This is a genomic window from Paenibacillus luteus (assembly GCF_006542765.1).
Taxonomy (GTDB): Bacteria; Bacillota; Bacilli; order Paenibacillales; family Paenibacillaceae; genus Pristimantibacillus; species Pristimantibacillus luteus.
This window is the reverse complement of the sequence record NZ_SKCD01000077.1, coordinates 91,632-117,476: the sequence shown is the minus strand read 5'-3', so window position 1 is coordinate 117,476 and position 25,845 is coordinate 91,632. Positions and strand designations below refer to the sequence as shown.

22 protein-coding genes are annotated in these 25,845 nt (G+C 50.0%); 16 read left to right on the top strand and 6 right to left on the bottom strand.

The genetic code is table 11. The annotated features are described in order from the left end of the window. The first annotated feature begins 18 nt into the window (after positions 1 to 18). From E0496_RS32555 to E0496_RS32520, 8 genes are all read left to right on the top strand, one after another. Positions 19 to 489, top strand: a complete 471-nt coding sequence (locus E0496_RS32555; RefSeq protein ID WP_139994315.1) for an N-acetyltransferase — start codon at positions 19 to 21, stop codon at positions 487 to 489. A 193-nt stretch (positions 490 to 682) separates the two neighbouring features. Continuing rightward, the gene (locus E0496_RS32550) at positions 683 to 958 is read left to right on the top strand and encodes a hypothetical protein (protein ID WP_141506093.1); all 276 of its coding nucleotides are present in this window, start codon (positions 683 to 685) and stop codon (positions 956 to 958) included. Positions 959 to 1,126: 168 nt separating this feature from the next. Continuing rightward, a complete protein-coding gene (gene hrcA, locus E0496_RS32545; RefSeq protein ID WP_139994319.1) occupies positions 1,127 to 2,152 on the top strand; it encodes a heat-inducible transcriptional repressor HrcA in 1,026 nt (341 codons plus the stop codon). Positions 2,153 to 2,209: 57 nt separating this feature from the next. Further along, complete coding sequence (grpE, locus tag E0496_RS32540; RefSeq protein ID WP_141506092.1) at positions 2,210 to 2,770, top strand: nucleotide exchange factor GrpE; 561 nt, start codon at positions 2,210 to 2,212, stop codon at positions 2,768 to 2,770. A gap of 84 nt (positions 2,771 to 2,854) precedes the next feature. Then, positions 2,855 to 4,693: a molecular chaperone DnaK gene (dnaK, locus tag E0496_RS32535; RefSeq protein WP_141506091.1), complete on the top strand. Its 1,839-nt coding sequence runs from the start codon at positions 2,855 to 2,857 to the stop codon at positions 4,691 to 4,693. Positions 4,694 to 4,797: 104 nt separating this feature from the next. Then, the gene (gene dnaJ, locus E0496_RS32530; protein ID WP_139994325.1) at positions 4,798 to 5,928 is read left to right on the top strand and encodes a molecular chaperone DnaJ; all 1,131 of its coding nucleotides are present in this window, start codon (positions 4,798 to 4,800) and stop codon (positions 5,926 to 5,928) included. A 110-nt stretch (positions 5,929 to 6,038) separates the two neighbouring features. Beyond that, positions 6,039 to 6,194, top strand: coding sequence for a YfhD family protein (locus E0496_RS32525; RefSeq protein WP_141506090.1), 156 nt, complete (start codon positions 6,039 to 6,041; stop codon positions 6,192 to 6,194). Beyond that, on the top strand, positions 6,194 to 6,400 hold the full coding sequence (locus E0496_RS32520) for a hypothetical protein (RefSeq protein ID WP_141506089.1): 207 nt from the start codon (positions 6,194 to 6,196) through the stop codon (positions 6,398 to 6,400). The genes E0496_RS32525 and E0496_RS32520 overlap by 1 nt, the downstream gene beginning before the upstream one ends. Positions 6,401 to 6,458: 58 nt before the next feature. Here E0496_RS32520 and E0496_RS32515 read toward each other — a convergent pair whose 3' ends face one another. The 5 genes from E0496_RS32515 to E0496_RS32495 form a co-directional block, all read right to left on the bottom strand. Then, positions 6,459 to 7,301, bottom strand: coding sequence for an ABC transporter ATP-binding protein (locus E0496_RS32515; RefSeq protein WP_141506088.1), 843 nt, complete (start codon positions 7,299 to 7,301; stop codon positions 6,459 to 6,461). Between the two features lie 34 nt (positions 7,302 to 7,335). Beyond that, complete coding sequence (locus tag E0496_RS32510) at positions 7,336 to 8,451, bottom strand: taurine ABC transporter substrate-binding protein (protein ID WP_141506087.1); 1,116 nt, start codon at positions 8,449 to 8,451, stop codon at positions 7,336 to 7,338. A gap of 23 nt (positions 8,452 to 8,474) precedes the next feature. Then, on the bottom strand, positions 8,475 to 9,317 hold the full coding sequence (locus E0496_RS32505) for an ABC transporter permease (RefSeq protein ID WP_141506086.1): 843 nt from the start codon (positions 9,315 to 9,317) through the stop codon (positions 8,475 to 8,477). Beyond that, positions 9,271 to 10,398, bottom strand: coding sequence for an FMNH2-dependent alkanesulfonate monooxygenase (gene ssuD, locus E0496_RS32500; protein ID WP_141506229.1), 1,128 nt, complete (start codon positions 10,396 to 10,398; stop codon positions 9,271 to 9,273). Before ssuD ends, E0496_RS32505 begins: the two co-directional genes overlap by 47 nt. Positions 10,399 to 10,611: 213 nt before the next feature. Continuing rightward, on the bottom strand, positions 10,612 to 11,205 hold the full coding sequence (locus tag E0496_RS32495; RefSeq protein WP_141506085.1) for a TetR/AcrR family transcriptional regulator: 594 nt from the start codon (positions 11,203 to 11,205) through the stop codon (positions 10,612 to 10,614). 231 nt (positions 11,206 to 11,436) lie between these two features. Between E0496_RS32495 and prmA the strand changes: the two genes are divergently transcribed. The 5 genes from prmA (at position 11,437) to E0496_RS32470 (ending at position 15,951) form a co-directional block, all read left to right on the top strand. Then, positions 11,437 to 12,435, top strand: coding sequence for a 50S ribosomal protein L11 methyltransferase (gene prmA, locus E0496_RS32490; protein WP_141506084.1), 999 nt, complete (start codon positions 11,437 to 11,439; stop codon positions 12,433 to 12,435). Next, complete coding sequence (locus E0496_RS32485) at positions 12,435 to 13,109, top strand: site-2 protease family protein (protein WP_141506083.1); 675 nt, start codon at positions 12,435 to 12,437, stop codon at positions 13,107 to 13,109. Before prmA ends, E0496_RS32485 begins: the two co-directional genes overlap by 1 nt. A gap of 121 nt (positions 13,110 to 13,230) precedes the next feature. After that, positions 13,231 to 14,007 carry an RsmE family RNA methyltransferase gene (locus tag E0496_RS32480; protein ID WP_141506082.1) on the top strand — a complete coding sequence of 259 codons (777 nt, stop codon included), beginning with the start codon at positions 13,231 to 13,233 and terminating at the stop codon, positions 14,005 to 14,007. A gap of 5 nt (positions 14,008 to 14,012) precedes the next feature. Then, the gene (mtaB, locus tag E0496_RS32475) at positions 14,013 to 15,404 is read left to right on the top strand and encodes a tRNA (N(6)-L-threonylcarbamoyladenosine(37)-C(2))-methylthiotransferase MtaB (RefSeq protein WP_141506081.1); all 1,392 of its coding nucleotides are present in this window, start codon (positions 14,013 to 14,015) and stop codon (positions 15,402 to 15,404) included. A gap of 115 nt (positions 15,405 to 15,519) precedes the next feature. Further along, positions 15,520 to 15,951, top strand: coding sequence for an NUDIX hydrolase (locus E0496_RS32470; RefSeq protein ID WP_141506080.1), 432 nt, complete (start codon positions 15,520 to 15,522; stop codon positions 15,949 to 15,951). Here the strand turns inward: E0496_RS32470 and E0496_RS32465 are convergent. Then, positions 15,948 to 16,928 carry a Na/Pi cotransporter family protein gene (locus tag E0496_RS32465; protein WP_141506079.1) on the bottom strand — a complete coding sequence of 327 codons (981 nt, stop codon included), beginning with the start codon at positions 16,926 to 16,928 and terminating at the stop codon, positions 15,948 to 15,950. The two genes, E0496_RS32470 and E0496_RS32465, sit on opposite strands and share 4 nt — an antisense overlap. A gap of 109 nt (positions 16,929 to 17,037) precedes the next feature. Between E0496_RS32465 and E0496_RS32460 the strand changes: the two genes are divergently transcribed. From E0496_RS32460 to addA, 3 genes are read left to right on the top strand one after another with little or no spacing between them, the layout of a single operon-like run. Continuing rightward, positions 17,038 to 18,447, top strand: a complete 1,410-nt coding sequence (locus tag E0496_RS32460) for a class I SAM-dependent rRNA methyltransferase (protein WP_241675069.1) — start codon at positions 17,038 to 17,040, stop codon at positions 18,445 to 18,447. 30 nt (positions 18,448 to 18,477) lie between these two features. Next, on the top strand, positions 18,478 to 21,993 hold the full coding sequence (addB, locus tag E0496_RS32455; protein ID WP_141506078.1) for a helicase-exonuclease AddAB subunit AddB: 3,516 nt from the start codon (positions 18,478 to 18,480) through the stop codon (positions 21,991 to 21,993). Positions 21,994 to 21,999: 6 nt separating this feature from the next. Continuing rightward, on the top strand, positions 22,000 to 25,839 hold the full coding sequence (gene addA, locus E0496_RS32450; RefSeq protein WP_175598156.1) for a helicase-exonuclease AddAB subunit AddA: 3,840 nt from the start codon (positions 22,000 to 22,002) through the stop codon (positions 25,837 to 25,839). The last annotated feature ends 6 nt before the right edge of the window (positions 25,840 to 25,845 follow it).

Sequence of the window (25,845 nt, the reverse complement as noted above, 5' to 3'; positions counted from 1 at the left end):
GTGGAGGCGAAGGCACATATGCAGGCAGTACAGGTCGTATGCAGAAAAGCGACGTCAGAGGATATTGAAACGTTGTTCCAATTAATAAAAGGTTATGCCGAGAAAGGCATTATGCTGCCTCGCACTCGGGAAGCGCTCGAATATATGATAGATACATTCGTCGTCGCGCAAATAGGGGAAGAGGTAGTCGGATGCGGCTCCCTGACGAGATTAGGCCAGGATTTGGTTGAGATACGATCGCTTGGCATGTCTGAGGGTTACAAAGGCGTCGGTATCGGAAGCAAGCTGGTAGACGCTTTAATCGAAGCGGCCAGAGAGCAGCAAATACCGAAAATCATGGCTTTAACTTACGCGGTATCCTTTTTTGAGAAAAATGGCTTTAAGGTCGTAGACAAAGAAATTTTCCCTGAGAAGGTGTGGAAGGATTGCGTCAATTGTCCTAAGCAGCTTGCTTGTGATGAAATTGCCGTTCTCAAGATGCTGAATTAGCATTTGCAATATTTATATTCCTAAGAAAATAGAAGCCACTCTCCCTTAGTCTCATTATGCAGCTAACCGGACAGTGGTTTTTTACTTGGTAACGGACATTTGCTCATTTAATCGGCTGCTTTGATAGTATTACGGCTCGATTTGGTATATAGTCTAGGTAGATGTTTATTGTCACATAGAGGAGAAATAAAAAATGACCGAGAAAAAAGATCAATTGGTTGCTGTAGAAGACAAGCTCAAGCATGTAACGACCGTGCTTCTTAAGAAATGGGCAGGCTTTAGCGGATTCTATGGCTATAAAGCCATGGAGTTTAAAGAAGTACTTGCTTTGTTAAACACAAACGGCTGGAAAGTGAATATAGATGATTCTGTTTCACCTTACCGTGTAGTCGAGCTGTATCAAGGCGACAATCGGGTAAGAAAAGAGAAATTTGCAGTCGATGAAGCAGGCAGAGTCCACAAAGTTTAAGGCTTGCATGATCCTTTTGCATAATAGGCGCACGAAAATTGCCGAACCGACTTGACAATCGACAAGCTGGTTTGGTATTTTTGTAGTAATGATTAGCACTCGATAGTATTGAGTGCTAACGACGGGAAACAAAATAATGGAATGAACAATATCGTAGGGGGTATTCGAATGCTGACGGAACGACAACGGATGATTTTGCATGCAATAGTGGATGATTATATTCGCTCGGCTGAACCAGTCGGCTCACGCAGTATTTCGAAGCGCGGCGACGTTGGCTTTAGTCCAGCCACCATTCGCAATGAAATGGCGGATCTTGAGGAGCTTGGCTTCCTGGAACAGCCGCATACGTCAGCAGGGCGTGTCCCATCCACGAAAGGTTACCGTTATTATGTGGACCATTTAGTGAAGCTTAATGAAGTGGATGAGAATGATATTGGCATGGTCCGCTCGTTCGTTACGGACAAAATGAACCAAATGGAACAGGTCATTCAGCAAACTGCGATGATTTTGTCCAATTTAACCAATTATACATCCATTTTGCTTGGACCTGAGATGTTCAGCACGTCGCTTAAGCATTTTGGCCTTGTGCCGCTTGATCAAACATCGGCGGTTGCCATCATTGTTACAAACACGGGTCATGTTGAAAATAGAACGATATCCATTCCGGAAGGCCTCAAGATGGAGGATATGGAGAAGGTCGTTAATATTTTGAATACGAGGCTCGTGGGCGTTCCGCTGATTCGGCTCAGATCAAAGCTTTACACAGAAGTCGGGCAAGAGCTTGAACGGCATGTAGACCATTACGAGCAGCTGCTGCAAGTTCTGGATCACGCACTGCAGAATGAAGATGAGCACAGGATCTTCCTCGGGGGCACGACCAACATGCTGACACAACCGGAGTTCAAGGATGTAGACAAGGTAAAAACGATTTTGGACTTACTTGATGAGACACCAGCCATCATGAAAATGTTTTCCGGCCTTCCGTCAGGTATACAAGTACGTATCGGTACAGAAAATGACCATAAGGCAATTAGCGATTGCAGTCTAATCACGGCAACCTATGCTATTGACGGTCAATCGCTGGGAACGATCGGCATTCTAGGACCAACGCGAATGGAATACGGCAAAGTGATTAGTCTGCTGGATCTTATATCCAAGGATATGGCGGTCCTTCTGGGCCGCTGGTATAAATAATCCTGCAGCTGCTGCGGATGCCAAGTTTGCTTCGTAAACTTTTAAGGAGGTGATTGCATGAGTACAAAGGAGCAACATAATGAAGCGGCTGAGGCTGCTGAGGAAGTTATATCGACTGAGCAATCAGAGCAAGGTAATGAGGAGACGGCAAGTGAAGTTTCCGAAGAAGATGCGCGTTATGTGGAGCTTGTGAAGCAGGCTGAAGAAAGCCAGCAGCGCTTGCTGCGCACACAAGCGGACTTTGATAATTTCCGTCGCCGTACGCTGAAAGAGAAAGAAGAGCTTGGCCAATATGCTTCGATGAAATTGATCGGCCAACTGCTGCCAGTTGTGGATAATTTCGAACGCGCAGTTGCTGCGGCATCGGTCAACGGTGATTTTGAATCGCTCGCGAAGGGCGTGGACATGATCTTCCGTCAATTAGAGCAAACGCTGGAGCAAGAAGGCCTTAAAGCAATGAACGTTGTTGGCGAGCCGTTTAACCCTGATTTTCACCAAGCCATTATGCAGGTTGATTCAGACGAGCATGAGGAAGGTATTATTGTGGAGGAAGTGCAGAAGGGCTATATTTTGAAAGAAAAGGTATTGCGCCCTGCCATGGTTAAAGTTAGCAGCTAAGCCTTAATGACTTCATTCCATAAATAAGATAATGAAAGCTAGCTTAGCTTTAAAATACAATAGAATGTAGGAGGAACAATAGCTATGAGTAAAGTAATCGGTATTGACCTTGGTACAACGAACTCTTGCGTTGCAGTAATGGAGGGTGGAGAAGCAGTCGTTATCCCTAACCCGGAAGGCAACCGCACAACTCCATCCGTAGTAGGTTTCAAAAAAGACGGAGAGCGTGTAGTCGGCGAAACGGCAAAACGTCAAGCCATCACGAATCCTGACCGTACAATCAGCTCAATCAAGCGCCATATTGGTACGAACCACAAAGAAAAAATCGACGATAAAGATTATACACCGCAAGAAATTTCTGCAATCATTTTGCAAAAATTGAAATCCGATGCGGAAGCTTACTTAGGTCAAACGGTAACACAAGCAGTTATTACGGTTCCCGCTTATTTCAATGACAGTCAGCGTCAAGCAACGAAGGATGCAGGCAAAATCGCTGGTCTAGAAGTGCTTCGTATTGTCAACGAGCCAACAGCTGCTGCTCTTGCTTACGGCCTTGAGAAAACAGAAGACCAAACGATTCTTGTATATGACCTTGGCGGCGGTACGTTCGACGTTTCCATTCTTGAGCTTGGTGATGGTTTCTTCGAAGTTAAAGCAACAAGCGGCGACAACAAATTGGGCGGCGATGACTTCGACCAAGTGGTTATCGATCACCTTGTTGCGGAATTCAAGAAGGATCAAGGCATTGATCTCTCCAAAGACAAAGCAGCAGTTCAACGTCTGAAAGATGCAGCGGAGAAAGCGAAAAAAGAGCTTTCCGGTACACTAACATCGGCGATTTCGCTTCCGTTTATTACGATGGTTGACGGCGTTCCTCAGCATTTGGAGCTTAGCCTAACCCGTGCTAAATTCGAAGAGCTAGCTGCTGCGCTTGTTGAGCGTACGCTTGGACCTACTCGTCAAGCGCTTAGCGATGCAGGCATGTCAGCTAACGATATTGATAAAGTTGTTCTTGTTGGCGGATCGACTCGTATTCCAGCCGTACAAGAAGCTGTTAAAAAATTGATCGGCAAAGATCCACATAAAGGCGTTAACCCAGATGAGGTTGTTGCACTTGGCGCAGCCGTTCAAGCAGGTGTATTGACTGGCGACGTGAAAGACGTAGTTCTTCTTGACGTTACGCCATTGTCGCTTGGTATTGAAACAGCTGGCGGCGTGTTTACGAAAATGATCGACCGCAACACAACGATTCCTACGAGCAAGTCCCAAGTGTATTCCACTTACGCGGACAACCAGCCGGGCGTTGAAATTCACGTTCTGCAAGGCGAGCGCTCGATGGCAGCTGGCAACAAAACGCTTGGCCGCTTTACATTAAACGATATTCCTCTTGCACCGCGCGGCGTACCGCAAATCGAAGTTACTTTCGATATCGATGCGAACGGTATCGTTAACGTATCGGCGCTAGATAAAGGAACAGGCAAGAGCCAAAAGATCACAATCACTTCTTCAAGCGGCTTGAGCGAAGATGAAATCAATCAAATGATGAAGGACGCTGAGCTGAACGCAGAAGAAGACCGCAAGCGTCGTGATTTGGTCGAAGCAAAAAACAGCGCTGACCAATTGGTTTACTCCGCTGACAAAACGATCAAAGATCTTGGCGATAAAGTGGATGCAGGCGAAATCGAAAAAGCAAACGCAGCGAAAGAAAAAGTTACAGCTGCACTTGCAACTGACGATCTAGAGCAAATAAATGCAGCAGCAGCTGAGTTGACGGAAATCGTACAGCAGCTTTCCGTTAAGCTTTATGAGCAAGCAGCGCAAGCAGAAGGCGCTGAGCCGGAAGCAGGCAATGGCAATAGCAATGCTAAAGGAAAAGACAACGTTGTAGATGCCGACTATGAAGTTGTTGACGACAATAAATAAAGTGTAGCGAGTGAGAGGTCAAAGACAGGCGCTACCTGGCTTTGACCTCCTTTCGTGCGCATAGACACATGGAATCATAAGATAGATAGCGGAGGTGAGAACAGGTGGCAAGCAAGCGCGATTTTTATGAGGTGCTGGGCGTAGGCAAGGACGCTTCAGCAGAAGAAATTAAAAAGTCTTACCGTAAGCTCGCAAGGGAATTCCATCCCGACGTGAACAAAGCTGCGGATGCGGAGACGAAGTTCAAGGAAGTGAAGGAAGCGTATGACGTCTTAAGTGATGACGGCAAACGCTCAACGTATGACCGGTTCGGCCATGTTGATCCTAACCAGGGCATGGGCGGTGGAGGCGGCGCTGATTTCGGCGGCGGCTTTGGCGATATTTTCGATATGTTCTTCGGTGGTGGCGGTGGTCGACGTGATCCAAATGCACCGCAACGCGGCAATGATCTTCAATATACGATGACGGTTGAGTTCAAGGAAGCTGTGTTCGGCAAGGAAACCGAAATTACGATTCCGCGTACAGAAACGTGTGACACCTGTCATGGTGATGGTGCCAAGCCGGGTACGAAGCCGGAATCTTGTTCGGTATGTAAGGGGAGCGGCCAACAAGAGGTTGTCCAAAATACGCCATTCGGCCGTATGGTAAATCGCCGCGCTTGTACGAATTGCAGCGGCACAGGCCGCGTCATTAAAGATAAATGTTCGACCTGTCATGGCGCTGGCAAAGTAAAACGTCAACGCAAAATCAATATTCGCATTCCTGCGGGTGTCGATGATGGTGCTCAAATCCGCATGACTGGCGAGGGCGAAGGCGGACTTCGCGGCGGGCCAGCAGGTGATTTGTACATTGTGATTCGCGTGAAGTCACATGAGTTCTTTGAGCGCGAGGGCGATGATATCTACTGCGAGGTTCCACTTACTTTCGTTCAAGCGGCGCTTGGGGATGAGATTGAAATTCCGACGCTGACCGAGAAGGTAAAGCTTAAAGTGCCTGCGGGCACGCAAACGGGCACGTACTTCCGGCTTAAAGGCAAAGGGGTTCCGAAGCTGCGTGGATACGGTCAAGGCGACCAGCATGTGAAGGTGACGATCGTAACACCAACAAGTCTGACGGATGACCAGAAGGATTTGCTTCGTCAATTCGGCGGTCTGACCGGCGATTCGGTATCTAATGATCAAGAGCATCATGAATCTATTTTTGATAAAATGAAAAAGGCGTTCCGGGGAGAATAACCCGGCACGTCTTTTTTTCTTATAATGGTCTGTATAGGAATTGGCGCGCAAACATATTCTATTCGGGTAGGAAAACCATACATCTACAAACAACCGGAGGGAATAATAAGATGACTGACAACATTAACTTGGAAAAAGAGAACTTTGCAAACCTGCCTGTAGGTGAGAATGAGGATGTTGAGTTTTCCGAAGAGCTGGCAGATGAGGCGGACCGCAAAGCAGCAGAGCGTGCAGCAGCAGCTGATCAGCGCAACGAGCAGGAATAATGAGCCGCTTGGAACTCCAAGCCACGTTTAGCGGCGAAGGCACAGCTCAAGAGGCTCTGCGTAAGCTGCAGGCACTTCGTGTTACAGATGTAAGCGGGTTGATCGATAGCGGCACTGTGACAGCAACGATTGACGCTGCTGTCGCTGAACGTGCGCTTCGCCTGATCAGTCAGATTGACGCAAACGCAAACGCTACTATTAGTTAATACAAAAGAGACTGCAGGCTTAATAAGCCTGCAGTCTCTTTTGATCATGAGCCTTATTTTATTCCGCTGCTTCTTGCAAAACATAGCCTTCTGGTCGCAAAGACCTGACCAATAAGTCGCGAAGCTCGCCATACCTTGAGTGCTTGCGTACGAAGGTAAATGGCTCGGAGCGCTTGTTGAGTGGATTTGGCATGTCTACCTCGATTCGTCCTGGCGCAGCTTGCATCGTTATAATCCTGGTGCCAAGCAGCAGTGCCTCATCCACGTCATGTGTAATGAATACAATCGTTTTACCTGAATTCACCCAGATTTTACGAATCAGATATTGCAGCGATTCGCGCGTAATTGCATCAAGTGAAGCGAACGGCTCATCCATGAGAATAATACGTGGATCTGTGGCCAGTGCTCTAGCGATTGCCGTTCGTTGCTTCATGCCGCCAGAGAGTTGGAATGGAAACAAGGAAGAATAAGAAGTTAGTCCGACTTGCTTCACAATGGAAGCTGCTTTTTCTTTCCGTTCTGCACGCGGGCAGCTCAGCATTTTCAGGCCAAACTCTACATTGCTCTGCACGCTCAGCCATGGGAACAGATTGGCATGTTGGAAGACGACGCCGACCTCGTGATGCGGCCTGTAGTGTGGTCGTTCATAGATGCTGACCTCGCCTGAAGTAGGCTGCTCGTAACCAGCCGCTACTTTAAGAAGCGACGTTTTTCCGCATCCGGAAGGGCCAAGAATACAAACGAATTCACCCTCTTGGATGGAAAGATTAATATTGCCAAGTACTTCGGCATCCGTTTTGCCGTTAGGGTAAATAAGCTTTACACCTTGCATCGTTATAGCTTGAATAGCCTCATTTGCGGAAGAACTTAATTGGAAAGCTTGAAAGGCAGCTTCTGTCATTGTGATTACCTCCTATCTGTTTTGGTGCGCACGATTAATGCTTCAGCGATTCATTCCAAATACCTTGTTGGTAGGCAGCAGCATCCGGAGCAGAAGGTATGGTTTTCTGATCGACCAGAAATTGGCCCGTTTGCTCGAGAACCTGTGCAAATCCGCTTATGCTGCTATCCGCTCCGAGATATTTGGCGTCCTGCTGCTCCGCAGCATTTAGCCATACAAGCTCATGGAGCTGGGTTAGCGTATCCGCTTCGGATTGGCTGAGGAGCGGGGCGACCGCCTTTGCGGCTTCCTCGGGATTTGAACGGTACAGGGCCACGGCTTCATCAAGAATTGCGACGTAGTCTCTTACGAATTGCGGATATTGTTCAGCGAATTTCTTGCCGACGATTCCAACGTCAGCGGTGATGATGCCTTGTTCGGATAAGGTTTTGGCCGAAATTAATAGTTTGCCGTCATCGGCAACAAGCTTCGCAAGCGAAGGCTGCCATACGAATGCTCCGTCGATGTCTTTGCGCTGCCATGCTGCGACGATATCAGGCGGCTGAAGATCAAGAATGCTGACGGAAGCAGGGTCCACGCCTTCTTGTTTAAGTGCAGACAATAAGCTGAAATGAGTCGTCGATCCAAAAGGAACAGCGATTTTTTTGCCGACGAGGTCCTTCACGCTGTTGATGCCAGCACTATTGCGGACAGCCAGAGCTTCATTATCACCAATTACGTCATGCAGGAAATAAACGGAATAGGGTAAATCATTGGCTAAGCCGATGGCTACCGGTACGGAGCCCGCAAGGCCGAGATCGATGCCGCCTGCGGCGAACGCCGTATTGACATCGCGGCCAGAATCGAAGGGAACCCAGGTTATATTAACATCGGGAAACTTTTTCTCTGCAAGTCCAAGCGCTTTCGTCAGCAGTTCTGCATTGGGGATAATCTGAAAGCCAATACGAACTTCTTTGGGAAGGACTGCCGCAGCAGGCTCGGCCGTAGGGTCAGCTTTGGTTTCTGGGGCAGGAGCTTCCGTTTCTGTATTGACGGCTGCTTCAGTGGCTTGGCTTGCGGGTTCGTTAGAGCCGCAGGCAGTAAGTATGCTAAATAGGGAAAAGAGCAATACAATGGTCCATAATCCTGTTAACTTCTTCTTTTTTATCATTTCTCTACACTCCTATATTCATCTCATTCTTTACCGCTCCATGGCACAAGCTTTTTCTCCAGCCATCGAAGAGCAGAATCAATCAACAAAGCGATGAGTCCCATAATGATAATGCCCGCAAAAATAATATCACTGCGCAGAAACTTACTTGCATCGAGCACCATCCAACCGATGCCGGACATCGCGGCTACCATCTCAGCAGCAACTAGTGTCGTGTAACTGACCCCAATGGCCGTGCGGATCCCGGTAAAGATCTCAGGCAAAGCGGAAGGGAACAATACATAAATGAATAGCTTGATTTTGCTGGCACCCAGCGACTTTGCCGCATGAATCCGGTCCGCGGATACACGTCTCACTCCTGCTACTACCGCAATGTATAGAGGAGCGAAGGCTGCCAGAAACAGCAAGGCAATCTTAGAAGAATCACCGATGCCAAGCCATAATACGAGCATCGTATAATACGCTAGCGGAGGCAGAGGGCGATAAAACTCGATAAAAGGATCAACAAGAGACCGAACGGTGAGCGATGAGCCGCTAATAAGCCCTAGAGGGATTGCGGTCACAAGCGCGAGCGCAAAGGCGCTGCCGAGCCGGAATAAGCTATCCCCAATATGATGTGAGAGTGAGCTTCCCTTGTAGCCGTCCTGCAAAATTTGTACAAATGCAATCCATACTTTTCCTGGCGCCGGTATAAATAATGGATTCACCCATTGCAAGCGCGTCACTAACCACCATATGAGCAATACGAATAGGACAGCCGATGCAGATATCGCAAAAGGATAGGCTCTGTGCTTGGTCCAAGCAGCTAGAACTTGGCGATTAACGGTTCTTTCCAGGCTGGTATTGATAAGCAACCATCTCCCCATTTGGTCCCGAGCTTGCCACGTTGGATTGGATAGATCGCAGCTTGGGGAATAACAGCTCTGCTACTCGGTATGCTTCTTCCAAATGCGGATACCCGGATAAAATAAAGGTTTCGACCCCGAGAGCTTCGTATTCCCGAAGTCGCTCCGCAACCGTATCAGGGTCTCCAACAAGCGCGGTACCTGCACCACCTCTAACGAGACCAATGCCTGCCCACAGGTTCGGTGAAATTTCCAGCTTGTTCCGATCACCGCCATGTAATTCAGTCATTCGTTTCTGTCCATGGGAATCCATCCGCGCATACACTTGTTGGGCTTTGGCAATGACATTATCATCTAAATGGCGAATGAGTTGGTTCGCGGCCTGCCATGCTTCTTCATTCGTTTCTCTGACGATGATATGCAGTCGAATACCGAACTTTACAGATCTTCCTTGTGCCAAAGCGGCTTCCCGGACAAGTGTCAGCTTATGTTTCACCTGCTCGGGAGCTTCTCCCCATGTCAAGTAATGATCGGCATGCTTCGCTGCGGTTTCCATTGCGGCTGGAGAAGATCCACCAAAGAAAATGGGAGGATGCGGCTGCTGTATGGGCGGGAAGAAATTGACGGCTTCGTTAACTTTGATATGCTTGCCGTCAAGGCTGAAAGCTTTCCTGTCGGTAAGGAGGTTTCGCCAGACTGTCATAAACTCATCAGTCAACTGATAACGCTCGTCATGTTCAAGAAATAAACCATCAGCCTCTAATTCTTCAGGGTCGCCACCGGCTACTACATTCACAAGCAAGCGTCCGCCAGAGCTGCGGTCGAAGCTGGCTGCCATTCTTGCTGCAAGGGTGGGCGACATGAGGCCAGGCCTGACTGCAATAAGAAATTTCAACTGTTTGGTGGCTGCGATAAGCGAGGAAGCAGTAACCCAAGGGTCCTCACAGGCTCTTCCCGTCGGAAGCAAAACGCCATGGAAACCCAGGTCATCCGCTGCCATTGCGATCTGCCTGAAATAAACGGGCGTCGTTGTCCTTGCACCGAGGTCGGTTCCAACATAACGGCCGTCCCCGTAGGTCGGTATAAACCAGAAAAATTCCAATTTATTCATCCTTTTCATTCAGTTTAAATATTAATCACATCGGATAAGTTGGTATAATGCCCGTAAAAAAAGCATAACGCCTCTTTATGAAAAGTAGCCATTATGCGTCACCAGCGATCTGGTAGACAAGAGATGAATAATTATTCACTATGTGAACATGATAGCAGCAATTGCCATAAATAGTCAATCGTTTTATTTGGCAGGGGATGCTAGTTATTTTAAGAGCAAGGCAAGCATTTTATCAGGGGTTAGCATCGCGATTTCGTGAATGCCCGGTATGTTGTGCAAAATGAGCCCTTCCATCATAGAAACGTAGATCAGCGCAAGTTCCAAACTTCCTCCGTTCTTGATCACACCTTCCGCTTGCCCCTCTGCGATCATTTCTGCCATTGGCCGTAAATTGTCGATGAATCTGGCACTAACCGCTTGCGTTACGTGCTCAGGCACAGCCTCCGAGGTTCGGGCATATTGCAAAATAACGGTAATTGCCCATCCATTGCGATAAGAGAGCCAGTTTTCAGTGTACCAATATAGTTTGTCATAAGAGGATCCCTCCAAATGGAGCGCATGTTCGACAAATTCTCGGTATTCCTGCTGTCCGCTTTCCACCAAGGCTTTGAAAATATCATCTTTGGAGCGGAAATATTTATAAACATTTCCGACGCTAATACCTGCAGTTGATGCGATATCAGCGATTTTTGTTGCGGGCAGACCCCGCCTTGCAATGACATGCATGGCTGCCTCCAATATTTGGCGCTGCCTTTCGTCACGCAGTTTTTGATCCTTCTCTATGTTTCTAGGTGACATGGGTGTAGCGGTCCTCCCTGCGATAATTGGCTTAGTAACGTATAACCTGCTGCTTTGGCACGTTTCGTAATGATTGTAGCATAATTGCAGGAGACGGTCGCATCCGTCATTTCTTTGTGCAAAGGTGGTACTCTGGTGTACAATAGATGTTAGGTTTTTATAGCGAAACGTTTGTCTGGCTGACGAGAGTCGGTGATAGCCGTTTACGATTGTTATTGGAGGATACTACATATGAAATGGCATGAAATTACAATCTCTACAACCGAAGAGGCGCAAGAGATGATATCGAACTTTTTACATGAATTGGGAGCAGGGGGCGTTTCGATAGAAGAGTCGGGAACGCTCAGCAAGCAGCGCGATACGTCGCTTGGCCAATGGTATCAGCTTCCACTTAATGATATTCCAGAAGGACAGGCCGTAATTAAGGGCTATTTTGGCGAAGACACCGATACAGATGCGCTGATTGCGGCGATTAGACCGCGCGTCGAGGAGCTTCGCGAGTTCGATATTGACCCTGGAAATGTAGAATACACTGCGCATGTCGTAGATGATGAGGACTGGGCTACGGCATGGAAGCAATATTTCAAGCCGCTTCGTATCTCAGACACGCTGACGATCAAACCCACGTGGGAAGAATATGAGCCAGGCGAAAATGAGCGCATTATTGAACTTGATCCCGGGATGGCTTTCGGTACAGGAACTCACCCGACTACGGCACTTTGCTTGCAGACCCTTGAATCCGTTATCCGCGGTGGAGAAGAAATCATTGATGTTGGTACGGGATCGGGTATTCTTGCCATCGGCGCATGCCTATTGGGTGCGAAGAGTGTACTTGCGCTTGATCTGGATCCGATTGCGGTGTCGAGTGCAACCGAGAACGTAATGCTGAACGATTTGTCGGAGCAAGTTGAAGTAAGACTTAGTGATTTGCTTGGTGTGATTAAGGAGGATTCAGCCGTTCTTGAGAAAGCATCTGGCAGTCAATCCATTGGCGTAACCGTGCCAGTGGACCTTGTCGTTGCGAATATTTTAGCAGAGGTTATCTTGATGTTCGTTGATGATGTATTTGAAGCGCTGAAGCCGAACGGCATTTACATTGCTTCTGGGGTATACAAAAATAAAGAAACAAACGTGGAAGAAGGCTTAATCCGTTCCGGGTTTGAAATTGTCGAGAAGCGCCGCGATGAGGAATGGATTGCGTTCGTTGCGAGAAAGCCGCAGGTGGGTTAATGGATCTGCAAAGTTTTTTTCGGAATCCGCTAGAGGATTTGCCGTTTATCGTACTGGCACTGATCATTTCCTTTACGGTGCATGAATTTGCGCATGCCTACAGCGCGTATAAATTTGGCGATGATACTGCCTACAACGCAGGTCGAGTTACACTGAACCCACGCGTCCATTTGGATGTTTTAGGCATGGTTTTGATCTTAATCGCAGGTTTTGGATGGGCGAAGCCCGTTCCGGTCAATCCGAGCAAATTCAGCAGTCCGCGGTTAATGAGCATTATCGTCACGGTGGTAGGTCCGTTAAGCAATTTGTTGATGGGAATTATCGGTGTATTCCTGTTCGTTGGGCTTGATGCGGCAGGTGTATTGGAAGCGAGCTCTCACGGTGTCAGTGCTGCGATACAAAGGTTTTTCATGTATTTTATATCCTATAACTTTCTGTTGTTTATTTTTAATTTAATCCCTCTGCCGCCGCTCGATGGCTACCGGATCATCGCTGATCTTTTGCCGCTTAAGATTCGGTACAAAATGGATCAAAATGTGCAATGGGGCATGTTCATTTTCCTTCTTATCGTGTTTATTCCACCGCTTCGGCGCGTGACGCTGGACCCGATATTGTCTATTGGCAGTACAATGGCGAGCGATATGTTAAGGTTCGCTTATGATCTTTTTTTCTAGGGTAGACCATATGTTGTGGAAATAGGCAAGAACGGCTTGGCAACGGTTTCTGATAGATTTAGAACAGCTATACATGCTATTATGAAGGATGGAATTTGTTTAAGGGTGGTTATGAATTAAGATGCAACGATATTTTGTAGCGGCGGAGCAATTCGGAGACAATGAGATTCGCTTAACGGGTGAGGACGCGCATCACGCCGTGAGGGTTATGCGATCAAAGCCGGGCGATAAATTCATCGTTAGCGACGGGCAGTCGCGGACAGCGTTAGTCGCTGTAGTGGAAGCTTCTCCGACGCTAATAACAGCAGAAATCATTGAAATGCTGGATGCGGAAAGTGAACCTGTATGGTCTGTCACCATTGCGCAAAGCTTGCCCAAAGGCGATAAGATGGAACTGGTTATCCAGAAAGGGACAGAGATTGGCGCTTACGCGTTCATTCCTTTTCAATCCGAGCGGATGGTTGTGCAGTACGATGCCAAGAAGGAAGCGAAACGGATTGAGCGCTGGAGCAAAATCGCTAAAGAAGCAGCGGAGCAAGCCCATCGCAGCCGAATTCCGGCTATTGAGCCGTTGAAGAGCTGGCGTGAGCTGGTCCAATTGATAGGCAATTATGATCTGGCCCTGTTTTGCTACGAGCGCGAAGGTCATGCTGCCCATGGCAGAGGCATCCGTTCCGCGATTCAAGAATGGCGGCAGAGCGCATCACCAGTTAGTGCAGTGAAAGTGCTGCTAATCGTCGGGTCCGAGGGTGGCTTTACAGACCGAGAAGCCGCAGAGGCAGAAGCTGCAGGTGCTGTTTTGACGGGACTTGGCAGAAGAATTTTAAGAACGGAAACAGCAGGTCTTGTCGGACTAACCTGCTTATTATATGAATCCGGAGAAATGGGAGGAGCGTAACAACTATGCCAACAGTCGCATTTTATACGCTGGGCTGCAAAGTAAACTTCTATGACACAGAAGCGATATGGCAGCTATTTAAGAACGAAGGTTACGAGCAGGTCGATTTCGAAGCGACCGCCGATGTTTACTTAGTTAATACATGTACCGTAACAAATACGGGAGATAAGAAGAGCCGCCAGATTATTAGACGGGCTGTGCGTCGCAATCCGGATGCTGTCATTGCAGTGACAGGCTGTTATGCTCAGACATCCCCAGCGGAAATTATGGCCATCGAAGGCGTGGACCTTGTCATCGGGACGCAGGACCGCGAGAAAATAATGACTTTTGTTGACCAGATTCAAGGTGACCGCAAGCCGGTCAACGCTGTTCGCAATATTATGAAGACTCGTGATTTTGAAGAACTGGATGTTCCTGACTTCTCCGAACGGACGAGGGCATTTCTGAAAATTCAGGAAGGTTGCAATAACTTCTGCACCTTCTGCATTATTCCTTGGTCGCGGGGCCTCTCACGCAGCCGTGCGCCTCAAAGCGTGCTGGAGCAAGCGAAGCAGCTGGTAGCCTCAGGCTATAAGGAAATTGTATTGACGGGCATTCATACGGGTGGCTATGGCGATGATATGGAAAATTACAATCTTACGAGCCTACTTTGGGATTTGGATAAAATTGAGGGTCTCGAGCGGATTCGGATCAGCTCCATTGAAGCAAGCCAAATTGATGACGCGATGATCGACGTATTGAACCGTTCAACCAAAATGTGCCGTCATCTCCATATCCCGCTTCAAGCGGGAGAGGACTCCGTGCTTAAAAGGATGCGCCGCAAGTATACGACTGCGGAGTTTGCAGCAAAGATCAAAAGGCTGCATGAAGCCATGCCTGGTGTAGCGATTACGACGGACGTTATCGTGGGCTTCCCGGGTGAAACGGAAGAAATGTTTGAGAGCGGCTTTCGTTTCATGGAGGATTTGAAGTTTGCTGAAATGCATGTTTTCCCTTACTCCAAACGTACAGGAACGCCAGCTGCCCGGATGGATGAGCAAGTGGAGGACGAGATTAAGAACGAGCGCGTACACAAGCTGATCGATTTATCAGAGAAGATGCAGCTTGCTTACGCTAAGCAATATGTAGGCCAGGTACTTGATGTTATTCCTGAGCGCGATTATAAAGGAGCACCTGGAACCGGGCTTGTGATGGGCTACACGGACAACTACATTCAAGTGGTGTTCAACGGTACCGAAGCCTTGATCGGAAAGCTTTGCCGGGTCAAAATTACGGAAGCGGGCGTTAACGAATGCCGCGCTAAGCTGGTTCGCGTTATGGATGAGCTACCTGCAGCAGACAATGATACTGAACTGCATAGCTTCGTTCTGGAACGTCCAGAAGCGATAAGAGCATAACCAAAGCCAGATCAATGCGGGGGTTCCTTTGCTTATCGATTCCCTTTCGGGAATCGATGGAGGAATCCTTTGCTGCATATACTATCTAAATGAATGCTGCAAGGGGGAAACGGACATGAAGGAAATTTCAGCAGGCGGTGTCGTATATCGCCGAAACGAGGAAGGAAAGCTTCAAATTCAGCTCATTCAGGATCGTTATGGAAAAGTATCGCTGCCGAAAGGGAAAATGGAAGCCGGCGAAACAATCGAACAGACAGCCTTGCGGGAAATCGCTGAAGAAACCGGGCTTGAAGGCGTCATCATCGCTCCGATTGACCAGATAAAATATAAATATGAGCACGAGGCGTTGGGCTCCGTAGATAAAGAGGTTCATTATTATCTAGTAGAAGCCGTTGGGGGCTCCTTGCAGGCTCAGGTGGAAGAGATACGCGGAGTAGATTGGTTTGAGCCGCAGGATGCCTGGAGACGGCAGAAGCAATCTGGCTACGATAACAATCATCGCATTGTTGCCGGCGCTTTTCAATTGCTCGGTTTGCAAACGGATTAGTGCGGTGCTGACGGCCCGAGCCTGCGAAAGATGCCAAGATAGCAGAAAGGCAGCGCAATTAAAGAGCTCAGTACGTTAAAGATCGTTTGCGTATGGGCAATTTGCCCGGCAGCTGTTGCAGATATCCATTCGGAAAGGGTGGTAAGCTCACCTACAAAGGGCATAAACAGCAAAGCTCCCCCAGCATTAAGCACAACATGAGACCAAGCGACATATTGTCCCGCTTTTGTTCCGCCGATGGAGGCAAGCAAAGCAGTCGCACATGTGCCGATATTTGCGCCGAGCACCACAGCAATGCCGAGTTCAATTGGCATTGCGCCTACGGATACAAAGCCCATAATGATTCCGATAACGGCTGCACTGCTGTGAACAGCAGCGGTAAGAACGGCGCCGGCTGCGAGTCCCCACCATAGGTTCTCGCCTGCTTTATCGAGAAACCAGCTAAAAAAAGGGCTATCTTGAACGGCGGGACCTACGCCTTGCATCATGCCCATTCCGGTTAGCAGCAAAGCAAATCCACAAAGAACGACCGATGAGGAACGAAGCGGATCCAGCCAACGGGTATTGCGAAGCGCGGGTACAATACGCAATTCGCCTAGCATGGCAGTCGCGATCCAGATGGCCAAAGATACAGCCAATAAGGGGATAGCAAGCTTATTCAAATTCAACCCAATAAGCTCCGTCGTTATGCAGGTGCCGATATTGGTGCCTAGAATGATGCCCAGCGTGCGCGGAAAGGTTAGCAAGCCGGCATTCACCATCCCGATCGCCAAGACGGTAACAGCAGTGCTGCTTTGAAGAAAAGCAGTAGTGACCGTACCTATCGCTAGTCCGTGAATCGGTGTTGCAGTTGAACGTTCCAGCACGCCTGTCAGGAATGGACCGGCCAAACGGTGCAGAGCGAGCTCCATCAGCTTCATGCCGCACATGAATACTGCGAACCCAAGAAGCATGGGAATGAGAATAGAATCAATCATGGGATGCTCTCCTTATCTGTTTGTAAAGGGTGCATTTCGTAACTATACATATGCTGCTGTAAAGACAAGCATGACAAGCATTAGAAAAACGAGGGGAAGAGAAAACAACGTGAGCCATCCAAAAATTTATTTACTAAAAGCAAGAAAGAAAAGATTGGAACAAGGTCATCCTTGGGTTTATGCAACGGAAATCGACCGACTGGAGGGCGATGCGCTGCCAGGGGATTTGGTAGATGTCGTTAACCATCAAGGCCGCTATTTGGCAACGGGATATTGGAATCCAAAATCACAAATTACGGTGCGCATCGTTGCTTATCAGCCGATTGCAGCTATGGATGCGGATTTTTTCCGCAGCCGGCTTCGTGCATGCGCAGAGCATCGCCGCCGCTTTGTTGCCGATGCTGATTGCCGCCTCGTATATGGGGAAGCAGACTTCCTTCCGGGTCTTGTCGTCGACCGCTTTAACAATGTGTTGGTTCTGCAGCTTCTGACTTTGGGCATGGATGTTCGAAGGGAAGCGCTGATTGAGGCGTTGATCGATGTATTCCAGCCTCAGGGGATTTATGAGCGAAGCGATGTGAGCGTTCGTACTCTGGAGGGGCTTGAGGAACGAACAGGCGTGCTTTATGGTGAGTGTCCGTCCATTATTGAAATAGAGGAGAACGGATTAAAGCTGGAGGTCGATATCGTTGAAGGCCAGAAAACAGGCTATTTCTTCGACCAGCGTGAGAACCGTGCTGCGATTGCACCGCTAATGACAGGCTGGGGAGGCCGCAGCGGCATCCGTCTGGCAAGCCGTGCGGCAGCAGAAGCGGGAGATAAGGAAGCGGTTGAAGCCTCCACTGCTCGGGCTGGTGAATCGGCCGATCTTGTTCCTGTAAACGCTAATGGCAAGATTGTAACGTTCCCCTATTGGGACGGGGCCTCCGTGCTAGAGTGCTTTGCCCATACCGGAAGCTTTACTTTGCATGCTTGTAAATATGGGGCGAAGAAAGTGACATGCCTCGATGTTTCGGAGCATGCAATTGAGACTGCCAAACGCAATGTTGAGCGCAACGGCTATACGGACCGGGTAGAATTTGTCGTCGCTGACGCCTTTGAATATTTGCGCGCCCAGGTTAAGGGAATCGATGAGCGCAAGCAGCGCAGCCTAGGCGGCGTGGATACGTCGAAGAAGCTGGAGAGCTCTGCAGGTCGAACATGGGACGTAGTCATTCTGGACCCGCCTGCCTTTGCCAAAACGAAAAGCGCTGTGGCTGGCGCTTGCCGCGGATACAAAGACATTAACCTGCAAGGACTCAAGCTTGTGAATGAAGGGGGATATTTCGTCACGGCAAGCTGCTCGTACCATATGCGTCCGGAATTGTTTTTGGAGACCATACAAGAAGCAGCTGTGGATGCAGGCAAGCAGTTGCGCTTGGTGGAATGGCGGGCCGCAGGGAAGGATCACCCGCAATTGCTCGGCGTCAACGAGGGTCATTATTTGAAATTCGCGATTTTTGAAGTAAGAAGCAAATAATCCAAGTGGAAATAAACGGGAGGGCTGCACATGTCGCTTCGCTTTGTCATTGGACGTTCCGGAACCGGTAAAACGTCCTATTGCTTGAACGAAATCAGGGACCAGCTGCGGGGCGAGCCGGATGGGCCTCCGCTTGTGATGCTTGTCCCGGAACAGGCCACCTTTCAGACGGAATATGCTCTTCTTCAAACTGGCGGTTTAAACGGCACGATTAGGGCACAGGCGCTGAGCTTTCGGCGTCTGGCCTTTCGCGTCATGCAGGAAACGGGCGGAACGGCACTCGTTCCGATCGGAGATACGGGAAAGCATATGCTGCTTTACAAGATCGTACACCGGCTGGGGCAGCAGTTGGAGCTGTTTCAAAGCGGTGCAGAGCAGCCAGGCTTTATTGATAGACTGGCAGAGCTGCTGACCGAATGGAAACGGTACGGGATTGATTCAGAGATGCTGCAAGGGCAGCAGGAGGCTTCTTATTCGGGAGTAGGGCAGTCTACATTATTAAATCGAAAGCTGCATGATTTGCAGCTTATCTATAGTCAGATGGAGCAGGAACTCGCGGGCATGTATATCGACGCCGAGGATTATTTGCGTTATCTGCAAAATGGCTTTGCCGGGGCATCAGCTATGCAAGGCATTCAAATCTGGGTCGACGGCTTCTTCGGTTTCACGCCGACGGAATATGAAGCGCTAGGGGCGTTAATGGCTTCCTCGGCGCAAGTGACCGTCACCCTTACGCTTAATCGGCCCTATCTGCCAGGCGAACAGCCACATGAGCTGGATTTGTTTCATCCTACTGCAGAAACCTATAATAAGCTGCTGGAGCTCGCATCGAAATACGATGTGGATGTTTTGCCGCCAACCCTTCTTGGGGAAGCCCTGCCAGCCCGTTTCAAGGAGAGTCCGATGCTGGCTCATTTGGAGAAGCATTATGGAGAACGCGTGCCGATGCTCATCACGGACCGGGCTATGCTCGATTTTGACCATACTTACTGTGGAGTTTCCTTGCACGCTGCCGCGAATCGCCGTGCTGAGGTAGAAGCGGTAGCAAGGGACCTTGTCCGCAGGGCGCAGCACGAAGGGCTGCGCTGGCGTGATGCTGCGGTCTTGGTGCGCAATAGCGAAGATTACGCGGACTATATCGGCTTGGTCTTTGCGGATTACAACATTCGTTTTTTCGTAGATCAGAAGGAGAAGGCTGTCCATCATCCGCTCGTGGAGTTTATTAGGTCCTCACTGGAGACGGTTTTGTTTGGATGGCGCTACGACGCAGTGTTCCGCTGCGTAAAGACAGAAATGTTGTTTCCGATGGATGGGAGCTTGCTTCGCGAGTGGTTCGATTTGCTCGAAAACTACGCGCTCGCTGCAGGCATAGACGGCTGGAAATGGCTCGACAAGAAGCGTTGGCATCCACTTGTGCCTGTCTCATTGGATGATGATGAAGACATCGCAGTTAAAATCAGCGAGAAAGCGCAGCGGGAATTCGATATTGTGCTTGCTGCAAGGGAAGCAGTTGTACAACCGCTTAAACGGTTCGGGGAAGCGTTGAAGAAAGCGGGCAACGTTCAGGAGATGTGCGAGGCGCTGTACCTGCTCCTTGACCACTCAGACGCAGCAGACCGCTTAGAGCGCTGGGGCATTCAGGATGCCCAAACAGGCAAGACGCAGCGGGGCAGAAGCCACCGGCAGCTCTGGGACAGCGTGATGCAGCTGCTTGACCAATTGGTTGAGCTTGCGGGAGACCAGACGGTATCGCCAGAGTTGTTCGCCGGCATGATCGAAGCCGGGCTGGATAGCCTAAAACTTGCAGCCGTGCCTCCGGCACTTGATCAGGTGTTGATTGGCAGCATGGACCGTACGAGATCGGGACAGGTCAAGGTGTCCTACGTGCTTGGCGCCAACGATGGCGTGATGCCGATGAGGGTGAAGGAAGATGGCATTCTGACCGAGCAGGAACGCGAGCGGCTGGCAGAGGATGGCATAGCCATGGCACCTGGCGTAAGGCGTCGTTTGCTGGATGAACGGTTTATGATCTACAACGCTTTAACTACGCCAAGCAGGCACTTGTGGCTGAGCTGGGCACAAGCGGATGAAGAAGGGAAAAGTTTGTTGCCCTCCGAAATCATCCGCCATGTCCGCCAGCTATTTCCCGGCATTTCTGTTCAAAGCGTGGCGGCAGAGCCTTCGCCAAGCTTGTCTGTCGCGGAGCAGCGGATGTTCGTATCGCAGCCGCAGCGGACATTGTCCTATTTGATTGCTGCCATTCGGAAATGGCAGAATGGAGCGGAGATTGCCCCTTTCTGGTGGGATATGTACAACTGGTTTGCAGTCAGGCCGGAATGGCAGCGGAAGCTGCAGCTTTTGACAGGCTCCCTGAGCTATGTAAACCAAGAGCATCTGCTCACCAAGGAAACCGCAAGAGAACTCTACGGAGCGCGGCTGCAGGTCAGCGTTTCTCGCATGGAGCGGTTCGTGTCTTGTCCATTTCAGCATTTCGCCATTCATGGCTTGAAGCTGCGGGAGAGAAAGCTATACCGCCTTAATGCTCCTGATATCGGGCAGCTCTTCCACGCGGCGCTTAGCAAAATGACGTCCGGACTTGGCGGCGGCTGGGGGCAGGCTTCTGAAGCAGAGCTGAAGGCGGTCGCCTCACGGACAGTTGACGAGCTGACACCAAAGATGCAATCGCAAATTCTGCTCAGCAGCAGCCGATTTCAATATATTGCACGCAAGCTGAAAGAAATTGTTGGACAAGCGGCTCTTATGCTTGGCGAGCACGCCCGTAGAGCAAAGTTTCAGCCAGTTGGAACCGAGGTTGATTTTGGCCCAGACGGCATTCTGCCTTCACTTCGCATCCCGCTTGAGGGCGGGGGGGAGATGGAGATTATCGGCAGAATTGACCGCGTCGATGCTGCAGAGACCGAGGAAGGCCTACTGCTGCGCGTGCTTGATTATAAATCGAGTTCCACGAATTTAAGGCTGGAGGAGGTCTCATTTGGCTTATCGCTGCAAATGTTGACTTATCTCGACGTTCTCGTTACGCATGCTTCGTCATGGCTTGGCAAGGCTGCATCGCCTGCTGGCGTGTTGTATTTTCATGTGCATAATCCGGTGCTTGCGCTGACCAACAGCATTAGTCCCGTTGAAGCCAGCGGCAAGCTGCTCAAGCGCTTCAAGATGAAAGGCCTTATATCGGCAGATGCTACGACAGTCAGAATGATGGATGACGAACTCGAGACCGGATATTCAGAGCTGCTGCCTGTAGCCTTAAAGAGAGACGGCAGCTTTTACAGCAGCTCCTCTGTCGTGACCAATGAGCAATGGGATGTTTTGAGGCATTCGGTTAGAACGACCATTAGCCGCATTGGTAGCGCGATACAGGCCGGAGAGGTGTCTATTGAGCCTTATCGCATGGGGACGAAGACACCTTGTCAATATTGCGACTACAAAGCGGTCTGCCAATTCGATGCCCAATTCGAAGGAAATGATTATCGGAAACTGAGCAAGCCGACAAAAGAAGAGATTTGGCAGCAGTTGGAGAGGGAGTAGAAGATGATGCATACGGCAAAGGAGTCTCCAAAGCCGGAAAACAGCACATGGACGGACGATCAGTGGGATGCCATCGTAACGAGCGGCTCCAACATTCTCGTTGCAGCAGCAGCCGGTTCAGGCAAGACGGCCGTTCTTGTTGAGCGAATCATTCGAAAAATATCGGCTAATACCGACGTTGACCGTCTGCTGGTTGCTACCTTTACGAAGGCTGCCGCAGCTGAGATGAAGGATCGTATCCGCCTTGCTTTGGAGCTTGAGCTAGAGCGGCAGCCTGATTCTGAGCATTTGCGCCGCCAGCTGGCTTTAATGAACCGAGCTTCGATTACAACGCTGCATTCGTTTTGCATGGATGTTATCCGGCGATATTATTCTTTGATTGGTCTGGATCCCGGCTTTCGTATTGCCAATGAGACGGAGAGCGAGCTGATGCGCCTTGACGTGCTTGATCAGCTGTTTGAACAAAAGTATGAAGGTGCGAACGACGAAGGTGCTTTTCTCCGCTTAGCGGACCGTTATGGCGGTGAGCGCGGCGACGAGCCGCTATATCGCCTTGTCCAACAGCTCTATGATTTTTCGCAAAGCCATCCGTGGCCAGCGCATTGGCTGCGGGAAACGGCGGAAGCTTTCGATGTTGCAGATGTCGCTGCCTTGCAAGGTAGCGAGTGGATCGCCAGTCTGAAAAATGACATCCAGCTAACACTAGAAGGGGCAGGTTCTCTGCTGTACCAAGCGCTTGAGTTGACGCGCCAGCCTGCCGGTCCTGAGCCTTATGCGGCTACTTTGGACGATGATTTAGAGCTGGTAAGCTCATTGGCAGACATCATTTATACGATGCCATGGGAGAGCTGGATAATGCCATTTCAAGCGGCGCAGTTCGGCAAGCTCAAGGCGATGCGCGGCGATGAATATGACAAGTCGCTCCAGGAGCAGGCCAAGGAGCTGCGTGATAACGCGAAGAAGCTGGTTTCTTCGCTCGCGGATGAATTGTTTGGCAGAACGGCCGAGCAATTTTTGGAGGAGCTTCGCGAGCTTGCTCCTTTAATGAAAGCGTTGGCGGAGCTGGTCATCGAATTCGGACAAGCTTACGAGGCAGCAAAACGTGCCAAAGGCTTGCTTGATTTCGGTGATTTGGAGCATTATTGCTTGCGTATTTTGCGTGATCCGTCCTCAACACCGGAGAACATGATTCCATCTATTGCGGCTTTCGAATTCCAGCAGCAGTTCGATGAAATCTTATTGGACGAATACCAGGATACAAATATGGTGCAGGAAGCCATCGTATCGCTAATCGAACGCCCGGGAACGGGGAACCGGTTTATGGTTGGGGATGTGAAGCAAAGCATCTATGGCTTTAGGCTTGCAGAGCCGAAATTATTTTTGCAAAAATACAAATCATATCTGTCGCTAAGGGAAGCAGGCAACCGTCCGGAAACAGAAACGGGAGGGGCAGTGCGCATCGATTTAGCCCGGAATTTCAGGAGCCGGTCAGAGGTCGTCGACGGAGTCAATGCGGTATTTCGCGCGATTATGCGAGAGAATGTAGCAGAGATGGATTATGATGCACGTGCTGAGCTTGTATGCGGCGCTTCCTATCCGGTTCCCGTGCCAGCTGACCGTTATCAGGTCGAATTTGCGGTATTGAACAAAGGCACGATGGAGGAAGAGGAGCTCTCGGGAGCCGAGGATTCAGATTCTATGGAGTCCTCGGAAGAAGGCGAGCAAGACGGAAGCGGCACTCCTGTAGAGTCAGCAGCTGAACTCAAGGCAGCTGAGCTCGAGGCTCGCTGGATCGCGCAGCAGTTGAAGTCGCTAATTGACAGCGGCTTTCAAGTTTATGACGGCAAAAGGCGTGAAAATCGGTCTTTGCAATGGAGAGATGTCGTTGTTTTGTTGCGTGCGACGCAGCAGTGGGCGCCTATTATAATCGAGGAATTGCAAGGCAGCGGCATTCCCGCTTATGCCGAGCTCAGCAGCGGTTATTTTGACGCGACGGAAGTGGAGACGATGTTGTCCTTGCTTCGTGTCATCGATAATCCCTATCAGGATATTCCGCTGGCTGCGGCTTTGCGTTCTCCTTTATTTGCGCTGAACGCAGAGGAGCTTGCACGTATTCGCATCCAATCGGCTAAATCATCGTATTATGATGCGGTGCTGCTTGCTGCCGGTGATTTGTTTGTGGGGGAGGAGACCCGTCGCAAGCTTTCCTTGTTTTTGGACAGCCTCGACCGTTGGCGGGAGGAAGCAAGGCAAGGCTCGCTTGCTGACCTGCTATGGGAAATCTACCGCGAGACTGGTTATTATGATTTCGTAGGTGGGCTGCCAGGCGGGACGCAGCGACAAGCTAATTTGCGTGCGTTGCATGACCGTGCGCGGCAATATGAGGCGACATCCTTCAGGGGCTTGTTCCGCTTCCTGCGGTTTATTGAACGCATGCGTGACAGCGGTGGGGATTTGGGAACAGCCAGGGCACTTGGCGAGCAGGAGGATGTTGTGCGCATCATGTCTATCCATAAGAGCAAAGGTCTTGAATTTCCAGTCGTCTTCGTTGCGGGACTTGGAAAGCTCTTTAATCAACAGGACGTGAGGAGCGTGTTCCTCAAGCACAAGGAGCTCGGCTTTGGACCTCGATTTGTAGACCCTGATCTGCGAATTAGCTACCCTACGCTGCCCTATTTGGCGATTCGCAGGGCGATGCGCAAAGAGATGCTGGCGGAGGAAATGCGTATCCTCTATGTAGCGTTAACGAGGCCTAAAGAGAAGATGTTCCTAGTGGCGACGGTAGCTGATGCAGAAGCCAAGCTGAAGCGCTGGCTTGCCTCCGTCGATGACAATGGCATGATGCCCGATTTCCGGGTAGCCTCCGCTCGCTCGTTCATCGATTGGCTCGGACCACTCGCTGCGGTTCAAATTGCTGCGAAAGAGAAGGCACTGCAAAACGCGCCACAGTGGCAAGCTGGCATCGTGTCCGCCTCCCTCTTCGTCACGGAAGCGGCAGCGGCTGTCGAGGAGCAGGATGAACAGGAAGAAGCCAGAGTAGCGAGGCTTCAAGCGGTAACGACGTTGTCGCTTCTCGATGGCGTGGAAGAGGACGGTCAGCTTCGGGAAAGGTTGTCATGGCAGTATCCGCATCAAGCAGCTGCGAGGCTAGCAGCCAAAACCTCGGTTACGGAAATGAAAAGACTGCATTCGGAAGTGTTGGAGGATGCCGTTCCTTTGGAGGATCAGTGGGCTAGCGAGCCAATGGAGAATGGCGTAGCTACCATCCCAACAGCGAGCTACACGCTCCGTCTCCGGCGCCCTGCCTTCATGGAGGAGAAGTCGCTGACAGCCGCAGAAAAAGGTTCGGTAAACCATTTGCTAATGCAGCATGTTCCGCTCTCAGAGCCGGCAAGCGTGCAAAATCTTAAGGAAACGCTGGATGGCATGATCGAACTTCGCCTGCTGACCAGGATACAGTCAGAGGCGATTAACCTCCCGGCAGTCGCTGCTTTTTTTGATAGCGACCTTGGCCAACGTTTGCTTCAGGCAGGCTGGGTAAGACGTGAGGTGCCGTTCAGCAGCATGTTTCCAGCCAGTCGCGTATATCCGGACGCGGAGGAGTCACTGACGAAGGAGCCGATCTTGATTCAAGGGGTGATCGATTGCCTGTTTGAGGATGATGCCGGCGTCGTATTGCTGGATTACAAAACGGATCGGATTCATAACCAGAAATGGACAGAGGGGGCCGAGCGTCATCGCTTTCAGCTGGAGCTTTATGCGGAAGCGATTGAATCTGTGCTTGGCCGCAAAGTAGACGAATGCCATGTCTTTTTCTTTGACGGCGGGCAATCGGTACAGCTTTAACCACAA

Excerpts from the sequence above, each read along its gene's own strand:
- E0496_RS32555 (WP_139994315.1), top strand. The coding sequence starts at position 19 with ATGCAGGCAGTACAGGTCGTATGCAGAAAAGCGACGTCAGAGGATATT.
- E0496_RS32550 (WP_141506093.1), top strand. The coding sequence starts at position 683 with ATGACCGAGAAAAAAGATCAATTGGTTGCTGTAGAAGACAAGCTCAAG.
- hrcA (WP_139994319.1), top strand. The coding sequence starts at position 1,127 with ATGCTGACGGAACGACAACGGATGATTTTGCATGCAATAGTGGATGAT.
- grpE (WP_141506092.1), top strand. The coding sequence starts at position 2,210 with ATGAGTACAAAGGAGCAACATAATGAAGCGGCTGAGGCTGCTGAGGAA.
- dnaK (WP_141506091.1), top strand. The coding sequence starts at position 2,855 with ATGAGTAAAGTAATCGGTATTGACCTTGGTACAACGAACTCTTGCGTT.
- E0496_RS32525 (WP_141506090.1), top strand. The coding sequence starts at position 6,039 with ATGACTGACAACATTAACTTGGAAAAAGAGAACTTTGCAAACCTGCCT.
- E0496_RS32520 (WP_141506089.1), top strand. The coding sequence starts at position 6,194 with ATGAGCCGCTTGGAACTCCAAGCCACGTTTAGCGGCGAAGGCACAGCT.
- E0496_RS32515 (WP_141506088.1), bottom strand. The coding sequence starts at position 7,301 with ATGACAGAAGCTGCCTTTCAAGCTTTCCAATTAAGTTCTTCCGCAAAT.
- E0496_RS32510 (WP_141506087.1), bottom strand. The coding sequence starts at position 8,451 with ATGATAAAAAAGAAGAAGTTAACAGGATTATGGACCATTGTATTGCTC.
- E0496_RS32505 (WP_141506086.1), bottom strand. The coding sequence starts at position 9,317 with ATGGGGAGATGGTTGCTTATCAATACCAGCCTGGAAAGAACCGTTAAT.
- E0496_RS32495 (WP_141506085.1), bottom strand. The coding sequence starts at position 11,205 with ATGTCACCTAGAAACATAGAGAAGGATCAAAAACTGCGTGACGAAAGG.
- prmA (WP_141506084.1), top strand. The coding sequence starts at position 11,437 with ATGAAATGGCATGAAATTACAATCTCTACAACCGAAGAGGCGCAAGAG.
- E0496_RS32485 (WP_141506083.1), top strand. The coding sequence starts at position 12,435 with ATGGATCTGCAAAGTTTTTTTCGGAATCCGCTAGAGGATTTGCCGTTT.
- E0496_RS32480 (WP_141506082.1), top strand. The coding sequence starts at position 13,231 with ATGCAACGATATTTTGTAGCGGCGGAGCAATTCGGAGACAATGAGATT.
- mtaB (WP_141506081.1), top strand. The coding sequence starts at position 14,013 with ATGCCAACAGTCGCATTTTATACGCTGGGCTGCAAAGTAAACTTCTAT.
- E0496_RS32470 (WP_141506080.1), top strand. The coding sequence starts at position 15,520 with ATGAAGGAAATTTCAGCAGGCGGTGTCGTATATCGCCGAAACGAGGAA.
- E0496_RS32465 (WP_141506079.1), bottom strand. The coding sequence starts at position 16,928 with ATGATTGATTCTATTCTCATTCCCATGCTTCTTGGGTTCGCAGTATTC.
- addB (WP_141506078.1), top strand. The coding sequence starts at position 18,478 with ATGTCGCTTCGCTTTGTCATTGGACGTTCCGGAACCGGTAAAACGTCC.
- addA (WP_175598156.1), top strand. The coding sequence starts at position 22,000 with ATGCATACGGCAAAGGAGTCTCCAAAGCCGGAAAACAGCACATGGACG.